This window comes from Demequina lutea, from assembly GCF_013409005.1.
In the GTDB taxonomy this organism is placed as follows: Bacteria; Actinomycetota; Actinomycetes; order Actinomycetales; family Demequinaceae; genus Demequina; species Demequina lutea.
The window spans coordinates 18,736-37,412 of sequence record NZ_JACBZO010000002.1 but is presented as its reverse complement, the minus strand read 5'-3'; the positions used below and the strand labels follow the sequence as shown (position 1 = coordinate 37,412).

The following is an 18,677-nucleotide window of genomic DNA, read 5'->3' as shown; positions in this document are numbered from 1 at the left end:
AGAAAACCATGTTCAACCTCATCACCTCGAGCAACAACCCTCTTGACGGCCGTAACCCCGACACGGGCGCTCTCGGCGGTGACTTCAACCACCTGATCGCCACCTTGACGGACTCCGTGTGGGGTATCGCCCTCGTCGTGGTGGTCGTGGCGTGGATCGTCGCGGCCGCAGCGTTCGGCGTGAAGCAGCGCAACAACCCCGGTCAGGCAGGAGGAGCCAAACTGTGGCTCCTGGGTGCAAGCGCCGCTCTGATCCTCGTGGCGGCCGCGAACGTCATCGTCGGTGGTCTGCTGAACGTCACGAGCGCGTAGTGATTACCGGCCTCCCGGACCTCGGGTGGGCAACCGACCCCATCGGGAAGCTGTTTTCCGCGATTGTCGACGCGGTCGCCACTCTTGTCACCCTGCTCTTCACCTGGCTCCTGAGCCTCACGCAGGTGAACTTCCTCAACACCTCTTGGCTTCAAACGTACGACGTGGCACTGTGGCTGGCGATGATCGCGTTCGCGCTCATGTGGATCATGACAGGCGTTGCGCTTGCCACTCGAAAAATCAACGGCCGCACCGCGTTCAACCGCATGGCCGTCGGCTCGATCACGTTCCTCGTGATCGCGCCTTTCGGCCCCAGCATCGGCGCCTGGCTCGAAAACCTGTTCAGCGCCCTTACCCGGGGCCTACTCGAATGGGGCGTGAGCAGCTCCGCCGAGGACGTCGCCACGGGGTGGAGCCAGCGCATTAGCGCCCTCGACGGATCGGGCGCAGCCGCCGAGCAAATCATCGGGATCATCCTTCTGCTCTGTGTCATCGTGGCACTGATCGGAATGCTTGTCGTGTCAATCGTGATCGCGTTGCTGCAGTACATCGGCGGGGCACTGTTCCCGATCCTGTTGGCGTTCCTTGTCAGCTCCAAACACAACTCGATCGCCAAGAAAGCCACCGCGATGATGCTCGTCCTCATGATGGCGCTCCCTCTAATGGTCTTCGCTTTGGTCGTGGTCATGAAGATCACGGCCGGTGTGGACACTCAGAATGGGGCAGTCGAACTGATGGCCACCGGTCAGACCGATATGGGCAAAGACATCGCGCTCATGATCGAGATGTTCGTCGGGCTTGGGCTGGCCGCCATGGCCCCTCTCGCAATGGCCTCCTGGGCGATGAAGAACCTCGGCGCAGACGCCGGAGGCGACGCTGGCACTGCGGATCCCGCCACTTCGGCGCCGATCGGGCAGCAAACAAGCCAGGGTGCCGCCAACAGCGTCGGACAGTCGATGAGCAGCGGCGGTTCATCTCCCGCCTCAGGCGGGTCCACCAGCGGAAGCGCAGACGCGGGAAGCACCGCGTCGGCCGCCGGCGCGGGAAGCGGTGGGGCGAGCGCGTCGGGCGCCGCCGCAGGTGGAGGTACCGCTGCAGGCGCCGCCGCAGGTGGAGGTGCCGCCGCGGGTGGAGGTGCCGCCGCGGGTGGAGGTGCCGCCGCTGGTGCCGGTGCTGGCGCAGTAGGTGGACCGGCAGGAATGGCGGCCGGCGCCGCTATTGGGGCTGGTGCTAGCAAGGCGGGCAATGCGATCGAGCAGGCGCAACAGAGGGTGTCATCGGCGGCGCAGCAAGCCTCACAAACTGCGATGACGTTGTCCAACATTGCGGGCGGCGACGCCGGGGAGGTCGGGGAATGAGCGACGAGGTGCGCACGTCACTGATCGGCGGTGACGAGGGCGACGTTTCCATGTTCGGTGGAATGTCGAAAGACCAGGTGACGATGATCTTCGGCACCGTCGGTGTCGGTTTCGTATTCATCCTCTTCGGTGCGGTGGTGCCTGCACTGGGCATCATGATCGTGGGTGGGGGACTGGGGTTCCTTCTGACGATCCCGACCGCGTCGGGCACGCTTGCCAGCAAGGCAATCACGCGCCTGCGTTGGGTGTGGCGTCGAGTGCGGGGAACGGATCGCTTTGAGCCGTACTCAGACGCCAAGTGGGAGGCGGCGCAGGGTCGCAAGGAGCGAGTGGCGCTACGCGCCCGCCCTGACGGCGCTGATGCGATGGTGTGGTTGCAAAGCGGTGCGGGCCAGCCAGGAATCGCATGGCACCGGCCTCTTGGCGAGGAGGAGTACCTGTCGGTCGCGTTCAGCGTCGAGGGGATTCTGCAGGGGCTGGAATCCCAGGCGGAAATTGAAGCCTCGAGCGAAGCCTGGGGAAACTTCCTGGCAGGCTACGGCGGCGGCACTTCTCTCGTGCGCGAGGTGCAGACCATCACGCGGGTATTGCCGCCCGACATGGCGTATCACATGCAGTGGCTGAGGCAGAACCTTCACCCCACCGAGGACAACGACGTGGCCGCTGGCACGATGGCCGTGTTGCGCCAGTCGTATGCGCAGGTGCTTGACGTGTGTGAGCGGGGCGCGTTGGTGCAGCGTCACTTCGTTGTACTGAGGTGGCCGATAAGCCAGGCATTCACCCAACAGGCGGCACACTTTGGGGCGTATCACGAGGGGTGGCTCGACATGATGCGCCAGGAGGTCGATGCTGCACTACGGGCGCTGGCCTTCTCGGGTATGGGCGCGGTGTCCGTGCTCACCGCACGCCAGACGGCAGCCATGATGTTGCACCAACAGGACCCCAGCCGGCCGCTGGATAAGGTGTCCGATGTTGAACCTGACGTGATGGCGTTGTCTTCACATGACGTTCGAGGTGCGTGCGTCACCAAGGGTGCCGATCGCGAGTATTGGCACGCAACAGCCATGATCCGGTCGTCACTGACAGGGAACGCACCTCGCACCACCCTGTGGACGCTGCCAGTACTCACCGGAATGCGGGCACCCATCGTGCGCACCATGAGTTTCCACTTGCGACTCATCCCGGCGATGTCGGCGCGCGGGCGCGCCGAGTCGGACGCGGCGCGGGCACATGTGGAGGTCATCGAGGCCAACAAGAGGGGTCGACTCGATTCCCTCGAGGCCCAGCACCAGCGGGACACGGCGCTACGGCGCATGAATGACCTTCGCCCAGGATCCCGACACCAGGGTGTCGAGTGGGTCGGCTTCGTCACCATCACGTCTGAGTCTGCCGAGGGCCTGGGCCGTGACAAGCGAATCATGGAGGAGCACGTGCAAACGGGCCTTGGAATCAATCGGTTGCTGTGGATGGACACGATGCACTCAGCCGCAATGGGTACGACGTGGCCGATCGCGCGAGGCGTGCGACCGCGTCGAGCCGCCCTGTTCGACCAAGCCTCAGCCGCGCTCGATCGCGCATAGGGAAGGGAAGCGACATGGCATCACAACACCCCGGTGTTGACGTACAGAGCTTGAGGGCCACCTTCGCGGCAAAGCCCGACACGGCGCCCGAACCGCAGCCACAGGAGGCGGGCGCTGGGAAGTACAAGCGAGCAAAAGGCCAGGTCGTCGACGCCCCGAACACACTGCCCGGGTCTCGGCTTCGCAGCTTCGCGACACTGGCACGCGCCCAGTGGTATTCACCGCTTGCCCACGGGGCGCTGTCAACAACGCGGCAGGCGGAAATCCTTCACGCCGCGGCGATCGCACCGCCGACCGACAACCAGGGCGTTGCGATCGGACGGGACGTACTGTCGCGCAGTCTCGTGGCACACGACCCGCACACGGCGTACACACGCAAAGTCATCAGTTCACCGGCGACCGTGATCGTCGGCCACGTAGGAACAGGGAAGTCGTCTCTGCTGAAAACCGTCTACGTGCTGCGTCCGCTGATCCTCAGGGATCGCCGTGTCGTGGTTCTCGACAAGAAGGCCAACGACGCGGGCCGTGAGGGGGAGTACGCGGAGGTGACGCGCTCGTTCGGTGCGGAGCCGATCAAGTTCTCGGTGCGCGGTGGCGGTGCGGTGCTGAATCCGTTGGACCCCCGCATCACGGGTGCGGACGACAGCGGTGCGGATCCCACCGCCGGTGTGCAGGTCCTTCGCGCGTTGGCCGAGATGTCAGGAGGGCGCGCGCTTGATGAGTGGGAAGACGCCGTGCTCAGAACCGCATTCGCCAAGACCATGAGCGCGGCACAAATCCGGACGCCCGTCCTGCAGGATGTGTTGCCGTTCTTGTTCGCAGCGGCGGATCATGCTGAGCGGCGCCTGTCGAGTAGTGCCAGTGAACGCTACGACCAGGCAGGTATCTCGGTCGGATTCATGCTTGAGCGCTTCCTCGCGGACTTCCCCGGAGTGTTCGACGGTGAGACGTCGAAGAACGTCCAACTGAACGAACGCCTCACGACGTTCGACATGTCGAACCTGCCCGATGATGGCCCGGCGATCCAAGCCGTCGCCGCACTTGCAAACTCTTGGCTGCTGGGCGTCGTCAGGCGCGACTACGGCAAGCCAACGAACTTCATCACGGAAGAGGGCTGGCACCTGGTGGGAGGCCCGTATGCGCGAGTATTTCAGAGCAACACCAAACTAGCCCGAGACCTGGGCATCGCCATGATCATCGCTTTGCACCAGCCTGCGGACATTCCCGCGGACTCTGTTGCCAGGGCGATCATCAAGTCCGCCGACACCGTGCACATCTTCCGTCAGGCACGCCGTGAGGACATTGATGCGGTGGTGGAACTGTTCGGGCTCGATGCTGACACGAGGGACACGGTGGGCTCACTGCCACAAGGACAGCACCTACTCAAGATCGGCAACCGGCCAGAGATCCGCGTGGAGCACATTCGTAGTGCCATCGAGGTAGAGCTAACGAACACGGATCGGGGAATGGGGGGCAAGTGAACCCGGACATGCGCGACAGTTGGTTCACAGGTGCGCTCGTCGCAGGGGTGGCGGCCGCCGCACTTATCGCATGGCACGTAGCGCTGGTGGTCACCGCGCCAGGACACGGGATCCTGGCATTGTCGGCCACGGTGTGGGGCCTGGTGCAGTTCCACCCTTTGCAACCGGCCGACGTGTCGGCGCCGGCGCCCCTGAGTGCCACAGTGCTGATCACCGTGGTGATCGTCGTGGTGGCCGTAACAACACTGCTACTGACAAACGCTCGAGGCGGCTCCGCCCCGGTGAGGCGCAAGGGCATGAACAGTGGCCAGTCGATCGCGCGTGCGGCACGAAGCAAGCACTCGCCGTTGGGTTTGGTTGTCGGGTACGACGGGCGCCGCCCGGTGACCGCCAGGGTTGAGGACTCGGCTCTACTGATCGCGCCCCCTCGAGCGGGAAAGACCACACGGCGGGTGGTGGCCCTCGTGAGGCAGGCGCCCGGCGCGTGTGTGACGACGTCAACGAAAGCGGACGTGCTGCGCGCCACACATGCGGAGCGGGCCAAGTTTGGTCGCGTTCTCGTTTTCGATCCAGAACGCACGAGCCTGTGGCCCGAGAAGGTCAGTTGGGACATTGTGGCCGGCTGTGAGGATCAGGTTGAGGCTACCGAGCGGGCCCGGGCGCTCGTGGCCGCGCACCCGATCACGGGCACCAAGAACGCCGACTTCTTCGAGGCCACGGCAGCCATCGTGTTCAGCCGCAATCTGCACGCGGCCGCACTGGCCGGAAAGTCGATCGAGGACGTGCTGCGCTGGTCTAGCGATTGGCGCGATAACGAGCCGTACGACATTTTGGGAGACAGCCCCGAGGCCGCGAAGAACTGGGGAGCCGAACTCTTCGTCGTGACCCGTGGGCCGGCCCACGAAACAACGTCGTCAACCCAGCAAGCACTCAAGGTGATGCTGGAGCCTTTGGCGACACCGGAGGCTGTGGCGTCGATGATGCCCTCCGCCCATCAGATCAACGTCAACGATTTTGTGCGCTCAAGGGACACGCTGTATTTGATGAGCCAGTCAGGTGAGGGCTCGGCTGCACCGTTGACGACGGCGCTGGTGGCCACGATTGAACGTCAAGCCCGGATCCAGTCACAGCACACGATCAGCGGGAGCCTGGCTACCCCGATGACGTTCGTGCTGGATGAGGCGCCCAACATTGCCGCCCTGCCATCACTACCGTCGCTGATGACGGACGGTGGCGGGCGCGGCTTGATGGTGTGGGTGATCGCGCAGTCAATGTCACAACTCAAGGGCCGTTGGGGCGATGCGGGCGCGGACACGATCTTTGACGGCGCCGCCGTGAAACTGATTCTCGGTGGCGGATCGGACGAAGCGTTCTTGGAAAGGCTGTCGGTCCTGGTGGGGCAGCACCGCGTGCAGCGTTCAAGCACGTCATACGGCAACGGACACAGCGGCGGATCAAAGTCCGTGTCGCAGGAGTGGGCGAGGATCCTCAGGCCCGAAGAGATTCGCGAACTGCCCGAAGGTAAGGCGTTGCTGCTGTACCGCAACCAGCGTGCCGCGATCGTGTCGCTGCCAGCATGGTTCGAGGGCAAGGAACGCAAGACCGTCGAGGCGTCGATCGCGGCCGCCGCACGCCTCGAGGGGATCACCTGATGAGCCAAGGAACGCTCGATAGCAACCCCGAAGAGGGCACCGAGCCCGCAGGTGACGGTGAGCTTGCGGGTGACGGCGAGCTTGAGGTCATCGCCCAGACGCTAGGCAAGATCAACACGAGCCTGTCGAAGCTGTGGGGCAGCCATAACGCCCTTGAGGGCGCGGTCGACAAGATGCTCAAACTCATCGAGGCACACACACCTTCCGGGCCGCTGCACTGGGGCACCCTGCCGGACGAGGCCGCGGCTGACCTTCTCGAGCGGGTCGCGGACTTCGTTGACTTCCTGCAGGAGGTCTACCTCTTGCCCGGCTCAGACTTCAAAATCAAACGGTGCTGGTGGCAACACCCAGACCTCTTGTGGCAATTGACTGCGCTTTACGCCGCATTTCTTGATGCCTACAACCCCAATGAGCCACCGAGCACCAAGCAAGCCGCGTTTCACGAGCATGTGTTGTGGCCGATCCTCCACCGCATCATGTCTTTGCAGTCGCAGAAGCAATGTAACGCGACCGAGCACAAGGGGCTGGATAAGCCCAAGACTGGACGAGACCCCGAACTGGGGAAACGCGTTGAGGAATTGAGGGCAGAACGTGATGATGAAGAGCTTCACCATGGTGACGTTGACGGTCGCGATAATGACGCTGACCGCCTGCAACTCGAACTCACCGAGCGCGACGCCACCCACACTGACGAGCCCCACATCGACCTTGACGACCGCGCCAACTACAGCGCCGTCGCCATCAACACCGAGCCCGACACCCGGTGAAGCGCTGGCGCCCACGGCTTTACCGATGGGCGAAGAGCCGGCCCTTCCCGACGTGGGACCAGCCACAGACTCCCAACAAGCCCGACAAGACGCACTATCGGTCGCCGTGGCGTTCGTCGCGGCCATGACCGACACCTCTGTGCCGTTCGACCAATGGCGCGCCCAGTTGCGTCCACTGGTCGACGACACTCTGTTTCGCCAACTCGGCGGGTGCGACGGGTGCGGAGACGTAGACGCGTCGTGGTTCAACTTGGGTAAGCCCACGGGGCCAGGACAGCTGAGCGGCCTGCCCGTGCCCGTGCTCGCGGTGGTCGACGTACCCACCTCCAGGGGAACCGTTACCGTGACAATGACCCGGCTGAGCGATGGCGCGCCGTGGCTCGTGGGACGGTTCGAATGAAGGCCATCAAGGTCACGATCGTGGCCCTACTGTTCAGTGCCCTTGCGGTGCCAGTAATGACCGTGCTCGCAATGGCAGGACCGTCGAGTCTCGCCATCCAGTGCGCCACACCCGTCGAGCGCGCGGATCAAACGGTCCCTGACATCTCCTCCTTCACCAGCGAGCAACGATCCCTGGGCTTAACGATCACAGATGCCAACAACACCGGCGACGCCATGCTCACCTCCGTGTTGCTCACAATGGCACTGCACGTCACCAACCTTGCCGACATCGACGCCTCCGGCGCCGCGATCAACCCCTTCACCGGCCAAAGCGACAACGCAGGCGTGAGGGCCGAGACGCGTCAGGTTCTCGACCGCATCACCAGCCTGAGCACCTGGGACGCGACGCCACCGGCGGCCTTGACCGCCTGGGCGCTAGGAACACCCAGCGCCAACCTCACCGACGAGTGGCGCCAGGCCGCCGTACTCGCAGCCGCCACAGAAGTCGTCGACATCCAATTCCTCCTCAACATGCAAGCGGTCGACCCCACATGCCAGCGCGCCCGCACCGTGAATTGGGACGGGACATACGTCGTGCAAAACGGGTGGGCGTTCCCCGTGCCAGTGGCCCACACCATCAGCTCACCTTTCGGCTACCGGTTCCACCCCATCGAGCACAAAATGCTCTTCCACGAGGGCATCGACATCGCAGCCCCGTGCGGCTCACCCATCATCGCCGCGAAGTCCGGAACCATCACAAGATGGAGCGAGAACGAGCCAGGCTACGGCACGCTGATCGAGATCATGCACGACGACGGCACCCGCACCCGATACGCCCACATGTACCCAGGAACACTGAACCTCTACCTCGGCGCCACCGTCACCCGGGGCGAACCTATTGCGGAAGTCGGCAGCGCCGGAAACTCAACCGGCTGCCACCTGCACTTCGAGGCGCGTAACATCCTCGGGGCGCCACTCGACCCAGAGCCCCTCGTCGGCTCTTAACCGGCACTACACCCCAGAGGACGCGGATCCCTCGCAAGGTTGCCTTGCGCGGCCAGCAAGAAAGCGGCTCGCGTGCGGCGCACGAGCGTTACAGTGAGCGGCCTCCGCGCCGCTTCTCTTCCTCGGCCAGATCCGCGGCGGTCTTGATTGCACGTAGCGATTCTGCCGCCTCTTCCGTTCGCACGAACCTGCGGTCGCGATCTGACTGCCGGACGTGCGCTAGGCGGCAGGGCTTCGCTTGTCGCGAGGGGGTGGCGGTCACGCGATTTGTCGGCCCAGGTTGCGATACTGGCTCCATGCCCGTCGCGTCGTCTTTGTATCCCGAGGACACGCCGCACCTGCGAAAGCTTCGCGGCGCCTTCTTCACACCGGATGCGATCACAGGTTTCGTCACCGACTGGGCGATCCGCGACGCTGAGGACCGGGTCCTCGAACCGTCGGCGGGGGACGCGGCATTCCTGGTTCAAGCAGTCCAGAGGCTCCGCAGCCTGGGCGCGGAGGACCCTGTCGTCCATGGGGTGGAGATCCACGCACGTAGCGCCAGGGTCGCGGTTGAGAGGGTGACCGCGGCTGGGGGCCGTGCCTCGATCGAGATCTCTGACTTCTTCCAGGTGGCACCTACGCCGGCGTATTCGGCGGTGGTTGGCAACCCTCCATACATTCGCTACCAGGAGTTCGCGGGCGCGTCACGCACGAAGTCTCGGGAGGCGGCTTTGCGTGCGGGGGTTGCTCTCACCGCACTCGCGTCGAGTTGGGCGGCCTTCACGGTTCACTCAGCGTTGTTCCTGAAGCCTGGCGGACGCATGGGCCTGGTGTTGCCGGCAGAGCTGTTCAGTGTCAACTACGCGTCGGCTGTTCGCCGTTTTCTCTTCGAGTCGTTCCAGTCCATCGAACTAGTGATGTTCGAGGAGCAGGTGTTTCCGGAAGCCGAGGCGGATGTTGTCCTCCTGCTTGCCGACGGGTTCCGCATGGGACCGGCAGGGCACGCAACGGTGTTTCCAGTGAGGGACGCGAGCGAGCTAGGCGAACGCACGAGTGGCCTCCGGTGGAGTCCGGTGGATCCGGGCGACAAGTGGACTTCCCTCCTCATCGACCCGGAGGCGAGTGAGCCGCTGCGATCGCTGCGTGCGAAGGGTGCGTTTACGCACTTGGAAGCGTGGGGAGATACGACGCTGGGAATGGTGACGGGCAACAACCGGTACTTCGCTCTTTCTCCAGCGCGTGCCCGTGAGCTCGACTTGCCGCAATGCGAATTGATGCACCTGTCTCCTCCGGGGAGCGCTCACCTTCGAGGGCTTGAGCTCACGAGCAAGGATCTCGAGTCGCTTGGTCGCGCTGGCAAATCAACCTTGCTCTTCCGCCCCCAGGGGCAGCTCTCACGCGCGGCGCAGGACTACGTAGACGCGGGTCACCACGCTGGCGTTGACACCGCGTACAAGTGCAGGGTCAGAAAGACCTGGTATGAGGTTCCGCTCTTGGAACCGGCGGACTTGCTACTCACGTGTATGAACGCCGACACCCCGCGGCTGACCACTAACGCCGCGGGTGCGCGGCACCTGAACTCCGTCCATGGCGTCTACCTGCGCGATGAGTACAGAGAGCTGGGTCGAGAACTGCTTCCCTTGGCGAGCCTCAACTCCCTCACGCTACTCCATGCTGAGGTGGTCGGTAGATCGTATGGCGGGGGCGTCCTCAAACTTGAGCCGCGCGAGGCCGACGTTTGGGCCATGCCCTCGCCTGCGTTGGTTGAAGAGCGTTCCGCTGCCTTGAGGAATGTCCGCGGCGATGTCGCTGAAGCGCTTGAGCGTCGCGACCTTGCGGCTGCTGTCAAGCTGGTTGACCGAGCCCTCTTCCAAGGTTCCGCACGCCTCCTGAAGCGCGACCTTGACCCCGTGAGAAGCGCACGTGCGGCAATGTATCAACGTCGAATTACTAGGGGCAAGAGTGGTCGCTGAGCCTTCGGCCAAGAGCCGCGCGTGGGTCATGTTCGATCAGATCGTGGCTGATGCGAGTCCCGATGCGCAGTACACGAATCCGTGGGTGAGTACGGATGTGGATGAGTCCAGTTCCGGGGCGGGTCAGCAGCGGCTGCGACTGGATCGACTCTGTTTCGAACCGGACTTCGAGGTTCTGCGCAAACTACTTGGGGTCCCGCTTTTTCTCGGCGCCGAGAGCCAGACGGGCGTGCCTGCGCTTGCCCTTGACATCTGGATCGCATACGAGCTTCGTCGCGCCGGGTTTGACGCCGACGCAGTGTGGCCGCGCGCCGTTCACCCCAGGGTGTTGCCCGCGTCGATCGCTAACCTGCTCGGCAGCCTGCCCCAAAAGGAACGCGTCGCGCTCGACAACCGCCTCAAGAAGCGGGAGGCCATATCTGGCGCCACCGCCTCGAGTGCCAGCATCCTTGGCAAGAACTACCTCAAGCAGGTCGATGTCGTGATGTCGAACTGGATCACGGGCCCAGAGTTGCTGATCTCGACGAAGCGCATGGATTCCAGTTTTGGCAAGAACGCCGCGAACCGTGTTGAGGAGTCTTACGGAGATGTGAAGAACCTTCGACTCCGGCATCCCATGGCGGCGCTCGGTTTCTTCTACGGTCTGAGGTCGACGATTTTCGAAGAGGAGCCCGATAAGGCGGAGTGGTTGATCGACCTTCTACAGAAGCTTGGTCAAGAGGACGACGCCTACCACTCGGTTGCGCTCCTGGTGATCGACTATGACGGCGGCAAGCCCGCCCCTGACGACCCAGGCGACGGAGAGGATGCGCTCGCTGAGGCGCAGCTCGTGGATGACTCGACTGAGGACATCGATGAGAGCGCGGAGTTGGAAGTCGTGCAAGATCTGCCTCTCGAGAGCTTGCCTCGCGTTGAATTCGCGCAGGATCGGATTCCTCCTAGTCTTCAACCCAGCCAATTCCTTGCGGCCATGGTCAATCGGGTTCTGGACACCACACCCATCACCCTTCACAAGGAGGCGAGGAGGCGCCGGGGACTGCTGCACGGGTAGGTGACATCTGATCTGGCTTGCCCGAGGGGTGGGCCTGGAAGGATGTCAATATGCCCAAGCCCTATCCAAGTGAGTTCCGGGATGACGTGGTGCGCGTCGCGCGCAACCGTGAACCTGGTGTTTCGATCGATCGGATCGCGAAAGACTTCGGCGTTCACCCGATGACGTTGCAGAAGTGGTTGCAGCGCGCCGCGGTCGACGACGGAACCAAACCCGGCCAATCCCGCACCGAGTCCGCCGAGTTGCGAGAGGCACGCAAGCGGGTCCGGCTGCTCGAGCAGGAGAACGAGGTGCTGCGGCGGGCGGCGGCGTATCTGTCGCAGGCGAACCTGCCGGGAAAAGGTGGTACCCGCTCGTGACAGAGCTCGCCGCATCGGGGATCCCCGTGACGGTGACGTGCCGGGTCCTCAAGCTCTCACGCCAGCCCTACTACCGGTGGCTGGCTGACCCCATCACGCCCAGCGAGGTGGTGGAGGCGTATCGGGCGAACGCGTTGTTTGACGCACACAAGGATGATCCTGAGTTCGGGCACCGGCTCCTCGCTGACGAGGCCCGAGACGCCGGTGAGGCGATGTCGGACCGGACCGCCTGGCGGATCGCCTCGGACAACGGCTGGTGGTCCGCGTTCGGGAAGAAGCGGGGCAAGAACGGCAAGAAACCGGGTCCACCAGTCCACGACGACCTCTGCACCGTCACGGACGAGGACGGACGGACCCGGCACGAGTTCACCGCCGACGGTCCGAACCAGCTCTGGCTCACCGACATCACCGAGCACAAGACCGCTTGGATTCCAGCGATCGTCGCAACGCTCGCGGTCACGAGGTTTCTAGTAAAGCACTGAAGCGTTCGGCTGGAGTGTCCCAGTCGAGGGACTTGCGGGGTCGGTCGTTGAGTTCGTCCGCCACGGTGCGAAGCGCGTTCCGATCGTGACGGGATAGATCAGTGCCTTTGGGGAAGTACTGGCGTAGTAGTGGAGTGGTCCCCGAAAGTTGGACACGTTAATTGAACCCTACGCGGTGGCTGAAGTTTGGGCGCGGTACTCGTCGGGGCTGAGGTAGCCGAGCCGTTGCTGGATTCGGGTGGTGTTCCACCAGTGCAGGTAGTCAGTCAGCCCCGCGTGAAACTCGTCAAGAGTTCCGGGTTGTTGGATGCGAAACCACTCCTCCTTGAGGTGGCTGAAGAACCCCTCCATGACGGCGTTGTCGAGGCACGTGCCCTTGCGAGACATCGACTGGGTGAGCCCCGCCTCCGCCAACGTGTCCCGCCAGAGGGTGTGTCGGTACTGAAATCCTTGGTCGGAGTGAACAAGAGGTTTCTCGCCAGGGTTGAGAGTGTCGATGGCAATGCGGAGACCGTCGGTGACCATCTTCACGCTCGGAGAAGGCCCCGCCGTCGCAGAGATGACTCGGTTGTCATGGAGATCGAGGATAGGCGAAAGGTAGACCTTGGAACCGCCGATATTGAACTCGGTAACGTCGGTGGCCCACTTAGTGTGCCTAGATCCAGTCGCGAACTGGCGATGCAATACGTTGTCGGACGCCTCGCCGACCTCGCCTCGGAAGGAGTTGTACCGTTTGCGACGCCGCACTGGGCATTGCAACCCGAGTTCCCGCATCAATTTGAGCACGGTCTTCTTGGACACCCTCCACCCCTGTCGAGTCAGAACTGCGCGGATACGCCGATGCCCGTATGCGCTGTTCGCCGCCTCGAACGCATCACGAATGGCTTCTTTGATGTCGGTATTGGTGTCCCCGCGACTGAGCCGGCGCCGGTGGTCGTAGAACGTCGACCTGGGAAGGCCCGCGATCTGCAACAAGAGGGGTAGTGGATAGTGCGCCTTGAGATCTTCGACAGTTCGAACTTTCAGCGTCGTTCCTGTGATCTCAAGGCCCGCAATTTTCCCAAGTACGCGACCTCAGCGCGAAGCCGTTCGTTCTCGGTGCGCAGCGCCTCGATCTCGCTCTGCGGAGGGGAATCCTCCCGATCGGTTGGTGGCCTGCCGCGCCGCTTCGGACGCAGACCGTCCTCCCCGTCGCGTCGATAGATGCTCGTCCAGTTGGCGACGGTGCTGGGCGACGGAAGCTCATACTCTGCGCAAAGAGCCCTCCCGGACTCACCCTTGACATGGCGCCGCACGATCTCGAGCTTGGTGGCGAAGTCGTACTGTCTGCGGTCTCTCGTCACCAAAGCACCCCGTCCTCGCAGCTGCCATCGCTGATACAACATTTGGACCGCAGACCGGGCAAGGTCAAGCGAAATGGCCACGGACTTGGCGGTGAACCCCTGCTCGAACAACTCGACAGCCGACACGGCGTCGGAGTGGCTCAACGTGCTTCGTGCATACATCTGACTACTCCCTGAAGAAGGACCCCTAGATTCGGTGTCCAACTTTCGGGGACCACTCCAGTAGCCCGTTGGTGTTCTCGTTGCTGCCGCGTTGCCAAGGCGATCCGGGGTCCGCGAAGTAGACGTCGAAGTCGGTCGCGAGGCTGAAGGCGCGGTGTTCGGCCATCTCCGCGCCCTGGTCCCACGTCAAGGTCCCGCGCAGCGACGCGGGCAGGTCCTGGACAGTCGTAATCAGCGAGTCCCGGACCGCTTCGGCGCTACGTTCGCGGCCGAGATGGCCGAGCATCACGAAGCGAGTCGTCCTCTCCACGAGTGTCGCGATCGCCGACCCGCCGAGCGCGCCGATGATCAGGTCACCCTCCCAATGGCCCGGCACGTCTCGTGAGTGCACGACATCTGGCCGCTGGCTGATCGCGTTCATCGGCTCCACGAAGCGGGGACGGCGCACGTCGGGACGCTTGTGGGGCTTGCGAGCTGCACGGCCGCGGCGCAACTGCTTTGCGAGTTCACGTGTGAGTTCTCCCCGGGCGTAGACGTAGATCGTCTGGTAGATCGTCTCAGGGCTCACGCGCATCTCCGGATCGTTCGGGAAGTCCTTGATTAGCCGCTGACTGATCTGCTGCGGCGACCACCTCGTGTTCAACTTCGCCTGCACGTATCGGCGCAGCCGCGCGTTGGTGACAAGTTTCGCCTCACGGGGCCGGGCTCGGCGTGTCACCGACAAGCGGTGCGCGGTGTGGGGCAGGTAGCCACGAGTGGCGACTGTGTTGCGTGTCAGTTCTCGGCTGATCGTCGACGGTGAACGCCGCATCTGCGTAGCGATGGTGCGGATCGATAGCCCCGACCGGTGGAGGTCCTGCAGGAGCTCACGATCGGTCACACTGAGGTAGCGCGGATGGATGACCTTCTCGACGACGTTGAGGTCGATGCTGCCACCGATGGCACGGGATCTTCGTTCAGGCACGCCCCCATTGTCGCGTTCGGAGTAACGCACCACGCGTCCATCGGGATAGACCCGCCCCCGGTTGATGATCGTGATGCCCTTGTCCCAATCAGTCGCCGACCTCGCGTCGGCACCGACCCGTGCCCGGGCTTGTGCACGCGTCAGACCTCCAGCCCGCAGACGCAAGAACTCTTCCTTGCGGGGGTTGACCCTGCGGGCCTCCGAGGTCGAGATGCCCGCTTTGCGCGCCCACGCATACGCCGTGGGCTTGTGGATACCCAATTCGCGCGCCACGGTCGAGATGATCTGCCGCTCCCGCACCAGGCGCAGGAACTCGGCCTTCAACTCCGGCGAATACGTCCGTGGCGCCGCGCGCTGCATGGTCAGACCAGTGTTGCGCAACCAGTTGTAGCCAGCATCCTCATGAACACCTGCCGCCCGCGCTGCCGTCCGGACCGTCCCGCCCTTGTCCAGCAACCGGAAGAACTCCTCCTTCTGCACCTCCGTGTACTTCTTGCCAGCCATCGCCCACACCTTTCACTCAGTGTTGCGACGATCGCTGGAATCCAAGCCGCCGAGGGCAAGCTCTATCTCTGCGCGATCAAGGACGTGTTCGCCAACAAGATCGTCGGATACTCCATCGACTCGAGGATGAAGTCGAACTTGGCTGTCCGGGCGCTCGAGAACGCCATCGTGATGCGCGGCGACGTCGCCGGCTGCGTGGTCCACAGCGACCGAGGCAGTCAATTTCGAAGCCGGAAGTTCCTGCACGCTCTGAACCGTCACCGCCTGGTCGGGTCGATGGGTCGAGTGGCCTCGTGCGGCGACAATGCAGCCATGGAGAGCTTCTTCGCGCTGCTACAGAAGAATGTCCTCGACCGCCACTCCTGGACCACCCGAGAGCAACTCCGGATCGCGATCGTGACCTGGATCGAACGGACCTACCACCGGCGTCGTCGACAAGCAGCGCTAGGCCGTTTGACCCCGGTCGAATTCGAGATCATCATGAACACGCCAACCGCACTGGCTGCGTGACTACAACCTGTCACCTACCCGTGCAGCAGTCCCGTTAGGTGCGCGGAATGACGTTTCTGAACAATTCTGAGAAACGCGCAGTGATGAACACCGGATCTGTGATCGCTGAGCCGATAACGACGGCGTATGCGCCAGCCTGGAACGCCGATTTTACGTGGTCCTCGGTTGCGTAGCCACGTTCGGCGATGATGGGAACCTGCAAGCTTTCCGTGAGTTGCTCGACGAGCCGAAGGTCTGGGAATGTCGACGTGGCGCCATCGGCGTATCCGGTGGTCGACGATCCAACCATGTCTGCGCCAGCGGTAACTGCGAGCAGGCCATCACTTAATACAGCGACGTCGGCCATGACTGGCACGCCAGTTTGCTGCTTCAGGTCGCCTATCAGGGTAGCGAGATCTTGGCCGTCGTGTGATCGAGCGTGGTAACTGGCGTCGAGCGCGACAATGTCGGCACCGGCTTCGACGAGAGCAAGCGCATGCTGGAGTGTCGGCGTAATCGCCACGGATCGGTGGGCGGTTGGGTCGGTGTAGATGCCAATGATTGGAAGCGATGTCACGCGCCGGCATGCTTTGACGGCTTCCGGCCCGTCCACGCGCACGGCGGCGGCGCCACCGCGCTCTGCAGCTGCGGCGAGCGCAGCCACTTGTTTTGGTCCGCGCCATGGGGACGTGGCTGATGGCTGGCAGGACACGATAATGCCGCGGGGGAGCGACGAGACTAACCAGGGCTGACGCATTGGGCTCCTTCGAGTTTTCATGGGAGGACGTCCGTGCCGGCTGCCAAGATCCTCACGGGCTGAAAGGCATCGTCAACAATAACCATGTCGGCCGGGCCGCCACCGCAAAGTGTTCCGAGGTCGGAGCGTCCATGCAAGCGCGCCGGTTGCCTGCTTGCCATGTTCACGGCGGCTTCGGTCGACCAGCCAAAGTCGATGACATTGCGTATTTGTTGGATCAGCGGGGCAGTGGATCCAGCGAGCGTGCCGTCATCGAGGCGTGCGACTCCTTTCTGCACGATGACCTGGTTTCCACCTGCGGTGTAGCGCCCGTCGGGTGCCGCTGCAGCTGAGATCGCGTCGGTGACTAAGACGACCCGATGTCTTGCGGCGTTCAACACAAGCTGAACTGCCTCATCGGCGACGTGTACGCGGTCCGCAATAATTTGAATGATCACATCGGTCCGCGCAAGTGCAGCGCCGACGATGCCAGGATCCCGATGGCTGAATGCGCGCATCCCATTGAAGATATGTGTAACGCTGCGCGCCCCTCGATTGAAGCCCTCGTTCGCCTGTTCCGCGCTTGCCGCGCTGTGGCCCAACTGCACGACCAGACCCGATGCCACCGCATCACTGATCAACCCCAATGCACCGTCGAGCTCTGGCGCGACGGTGATGGTCCGCACCGGACCGCAACTGCGAAGTCTGTTGAGCAACTGCCCGTCTGGCTGGCGAAGATATTCGGGTCGATGGATTCCTCTGTGGTTTGGTGAGAGGAAGGGACCCTCGATATGGACACCGAGGATTGCGCAACTTCGATAACGCTGCTGTGCGGCCGCTGCCGCCCGCACAGCCTTGGCCAGGTCATCTTCGGAGGCGGTGATAAACGTTGGTTGGACCGCAAAGACACCGTGGCTTCGCAGCGAGGACAACGCTGATTCGTATTCCTCGACCGAGGCTGTCGAGAAATCGACCCCCGCGTATCCGTTCACTTGGAGGTCGACCAGACCAGGTAGTGCCAACCCGTGTCCGCGCGGAGACAGTCCGTACGAGGCGATCCGGCCATCGACAACTTCGACGTCGCCTCTTCTGTAACGCCCGTCAATAATTGCGCCCCCCACGCCCACTCTCATGAGCGGCGTCGCAGCAGACTAGCCAGGTTGTCGCCTAGTGCCGCTGATTCAGCGGGAGTTCGCCGTGACAGTTCAGTCGAAATTCGGCCAACTTCCAGCAAAGTTCTGAACCGGTAGCGGTCGCCGCGGTAGACAAGCCTGCACAGCTGAATGACTCGACCTTGGCCGTCGAATGTCGTCTGCCATGCTTCGAGGACTGGTTCACCCGGCTGGAGGCCAAGCAACTCAGCATGTTGGGGGTCGGCGGTGCGGGCTTCCAAAGCATATTCGGCTCGCGTGACCGTGCAGCCATAACGAGATGCAAGGGTCTGATATAGCGAAGCCGTCGTGAAATCGACATCATTGAGACTCGGCGCGACCGTGGCTGGTATCACGCTGTGGTCGACGACGACAGGCACGTCTTCAAGGTAGCGCAACCGGACAAGCTCGTGGACGCTTGCCCCCGGTGCTATACGGATGGCCTCGGCCTCATCGAGCGATGACGGTCGAGTTTCGCAAAAGAGCACCTTTGCGCGGACGGTAAGTTCACGCATCGCGCCTAATTCGGAGAAACTGACAAGCCCAGTCACGCCTTCTTCGACGGACGCTAGCGCGGGGGCCGGTCGTGCCACCCACCGCAAGCCGTCGCCTGCTTCCACCAGTCCCTCTTGCTCAAGGTCCTTCAGCGCTTGGCGCACAGTCACCCGGCTTACCCCAAACTCCCTGGCCAGTACCCGTTCCGACGGCAAGCGCCCACCCAGGGCTAAGTCGCCGCTAATTATCGAACGCCGTAGCGCATCGTTGACCTGTTGATGCAGCGGCAAGGGCCGCATCGCTTCGGCTTCGAAAGCCGTGGAGGTGGCGGGTCCCGACTGGTTCGTTTTCATGCACTCTCGCTCACAGTTGTGTCACTGCCACCACTATAGACCACCGGAGCAGGAACTTAAGCCGTTGGTATTGACAGGTGGCCTAACTTGGTTTAGAA

17 protein-coding genes and 4 pseudogenes are annotated in these 18,677 nt (G+C 63.2%); 13 read left to right on the top strand and 8 right to left on the bottom strand.

The annotated features are described in order from the left end of the window. The first annotated feature begins 8 nt into the window (after positions 1-8). The 12 genes from BKA03_RS14805 (at position 9) to BKA03_RS14750 (ending at position 12,382) form a co-directional block, all read left to right on the top strand. Positions 9-311 (top strand): hypothetical protein, encoded by a 303-nt coding sequence (locus tag BKA03_RS14805; RefSeq protein ID WP_062075498.1) that lies wholly within the window; start codon positions 9-11, stop codon positions 309-311. Further along, complete coding sequence (locus BKA03_RS14800; RefSeq protein ID WP_062075497.1) at positions 311-1,669, top strand: hypothetical protein; 1,359 nt, start codon at positions 311-313, stop codon at positions 1,667-1,669. The genes BKA03_RS14805 and BKA03_RS14800 overlap by 1 nt, the downstream gene beginning before the upstream one ends. Beyond that, positions 1,666-3,249, top strand: coding sequence for an SCO6880 family protein (locus BKA03_RS14795; RefSeq protein WP_062075496.1), 1,584 nt, complete (start codon positions 1,666-1,668; stop codon positions 3,247-3,249). Before BKA03_RS14800 ends, BKA03_RS14795 begins: the two co-directional genes overlap by 4 nt. A gap of 14 nt (positions 3,250-3,263) precedes the next feature. Further along, positions 3,264-4,730: a putative type IV secretion/conjugal transfer ATPase gene (locus BKA03_RS14790; RefSeq protein WP_083971763.1), complete on the top strand. Its 1,467-nt coding sequence runs from the start codon at positions 3,264-3,266 to the stop codon at positions 4,728-4,730. A gap of 8 nt (positions 4,731-4,738) precedes the next feature. Next, a complete protein-coding gene (locus tag BKA03_RS14785) occupies positions 4,739-6,382 on the top strand; it encodes a type IV secretory system conjugative DNA transfer family protein (protein WP_179398198.1) in 1,644 nt (547 codons plus the stop codon). Continuing rightward, the gene (locus BKA03_RS14780; RefSeq protein ID WP_062075494.1) at positions 6,382-7,149 is read left to right on the top strand and encodes a hypothetical protein; all 768 of its coding nucleotides are present in this window, start codon (positions 6,382-6,384) and stop codon (positions 7,147-7,149) included. The genes BKA03_RS14785 and BKA03_RS14780 overlap by 1 nt, the downstream gene beginning before the upstream one ends. Before the next feature lie 25 nt (positions 7,150-7,174). After that, positions 7,175-7,549 (top strand): hypothetical protein, encoded by a 375-nt coding sequence (locus BKA03_RS14775; protein WP_062075493.1) that lies wholly within the window; start codon positions 7,175-7,177, stop codon positions 7,547-7,549. Next, positions 7,546-8,535 carry a M23 family metallopeptidase gene (locus BKA03_RS14770; protein WP_062075492.1) on the top strand — a complete coding sequence of 330 codons (990 nt, stop codon included), beginning with the start codon at positions 7,546-7,548 and terminating at the stop codon, positions 8,533-8,535. The genes BKA03_RS14775 and BKA03_RS14770 overlap by 4 nt, the downstream gene beginning before the upstream one ends. 296 nt (positions 8,536-8,831) lie before the next feature. Next, positions 8,832-10,490 (top strand): N-6 DNA methylase, encoded by a 1,659-nt coding sequence (locus BKA03_RS14765; RefSeq protein ID WP_062075491.1) that lies wholly within the window; start codon positions 8,832-8,834, stop codon positions 10,488-10,490. Positions 10,491-10,533: 43 nt separating this feature from the next. Next, positions 10,534-11,541, top strand: coding sequence for a hypothetical protein (locus BKA03_RS14760; RefSeq protein WP_308477985.1), 1,008 nt, complete (start codon positions 10,534-10,536; stop codon positions 11,539-11,541). 50 nt (positions 11,542-11,591) lie between these two features. Beyond that, positions 11,592-11,900, top strand: a complete 309-nt coding sequence (locus BKA03_RS15045; protein ID WP_218856210.1) for a transposase — start codon at positions 11,592-11,594, stop codon at positions 11,898-11,900. Beyond that, positions 11,897-12,382 carry a hypothetical protein gene (locus BKA03_RS14750; protein WP_179398196.1) on the top strand — a complete coding sequence of 162 codons (486 nt, stop codon included), beginning with the start codon at positions 11,897-11,899 and terminating at the stop codon, positions 12,380-12,382. The genes BKA03_RS15045 and BKA03_RS14750 overlap by 4 nt, the downstream gene beginning before the upstream one ends. On the opposite strand, the pseudogene BKA03_RS14745 reads toward BKA03_RS14750, so the two are convergent. From BKA03_RS14745 to BKA03_RS15480, 5 genes and pseudogenes are all read right to left on the bottom strand, one after another. Then, positions 12,357-12,521 (bottom strand): annotated as a pseudogene (locus BKA03_RS14745) (IS30 family transposase); the annotation flags it as partial. The gene BKA03_RS14750 and the pseudogene BKA03_RS14745 overlap by 26 nt on opposite strands. Positions 12,522-12,550: 29 nt before the next feature. Continuing rightward, positions 12,551-13,354 carry an IS3 family transposase gene (locus BKA03_RS14740; RefSeq protein ID WP_238579486.1) on the bottom strand — a complete coding sequence of 268 codons (804 nt, stop codon included), beginning with the start codon at positions 13,352-13,354 and terminating at the stop codon, positions 12,551-12,553. 50 nt (positions 13,355-13,404) lie between these two features. Further along, on the bottom strand, positions 13,405-13,887 hold the full coding sequence (locus BKA03_RS15040; RefSeq protein WP_062076205.1) for a helix-turn-helix domain-containing protein: 483 nt from the start codon (positions 13,885-13,887) through the stop codon (positions 13,405-13,407). A 43-nt stretch (positions 13,888-13,930) separates the two neighbouring features. Beyond that, positions 13,931-14,995, bottom strand: a pseudogene (locus BKA03_RS14735) (IS30 family transposase); the annotation flags it as partial. Between the two features lie 18 nt (positions 14,996-15,013). Beyond that, positions 15,014-15,211 (bottom strand): annotated as a pseudogene (locus BKA03_RS15480) (transposase); the annotation flags it as partial. Positions 15,212-15,403: 192 nt separating this feature from the next. Here BKA03_RS15480 and BKA03_RS14730 point away from each other — a divergent pair. Next, positions 15,404-15,865 (top strand): annotated as a pseudogene (locus tag BKA03_RS14730) (transposase); the annotation flags it as partial. A 34-nt stretch (positions 15,866-15,899) separates the two neighbouring features. On the opposite strand, the gene BKA03_RS14725 reads toward BKA03_RS14730, so the two are convergent. From BKA03_RS14725 to BKA03_RS14715, 3 genes are read right to left on the bottom strand one after another with little or no spacing between them, the layout of a single operon-like run. Beyond that, positions 15,900-16,601, bottom strand: a complete 702-nt coding sequence (locus BKA03_RS14725; protein WP_179398195.1) for an N-acetylmannosamine-6-phosphate 2-epimerase — start codon at positions 16,599-16,601, stop codon at positions 15,900-15,902. 17 nt (positions 16,602-16,618) lie between these two features. Continuing rightward, complete coding sequence (nagA, locus tag BKA03_RS14720; protein ID WP_083972111.1) at positions 16,619-17,713, bottom strand: N-acetylglucosamine-6-phosphate deacetylase; 1,095 nt, start codon at positions 17,711-17,713, stop codon at positions 16,619-16,621. After that, complete coding sequence (locus BKA03_RS14715; RefSeq protein ID WP_062076208.1) at positions 17,710-18,579, bottom strand: GntR family transcriptional regulator; 870 nt, start codon at positions 18,577-18,579, stop codon at positions 17,710-17,712. Before BKA03_RS14715 ends, nagA begins: the two co-directional genes overlap by 4 nt. Positions 18,580-18,677 lie beyond the last annotated feature (98 nt).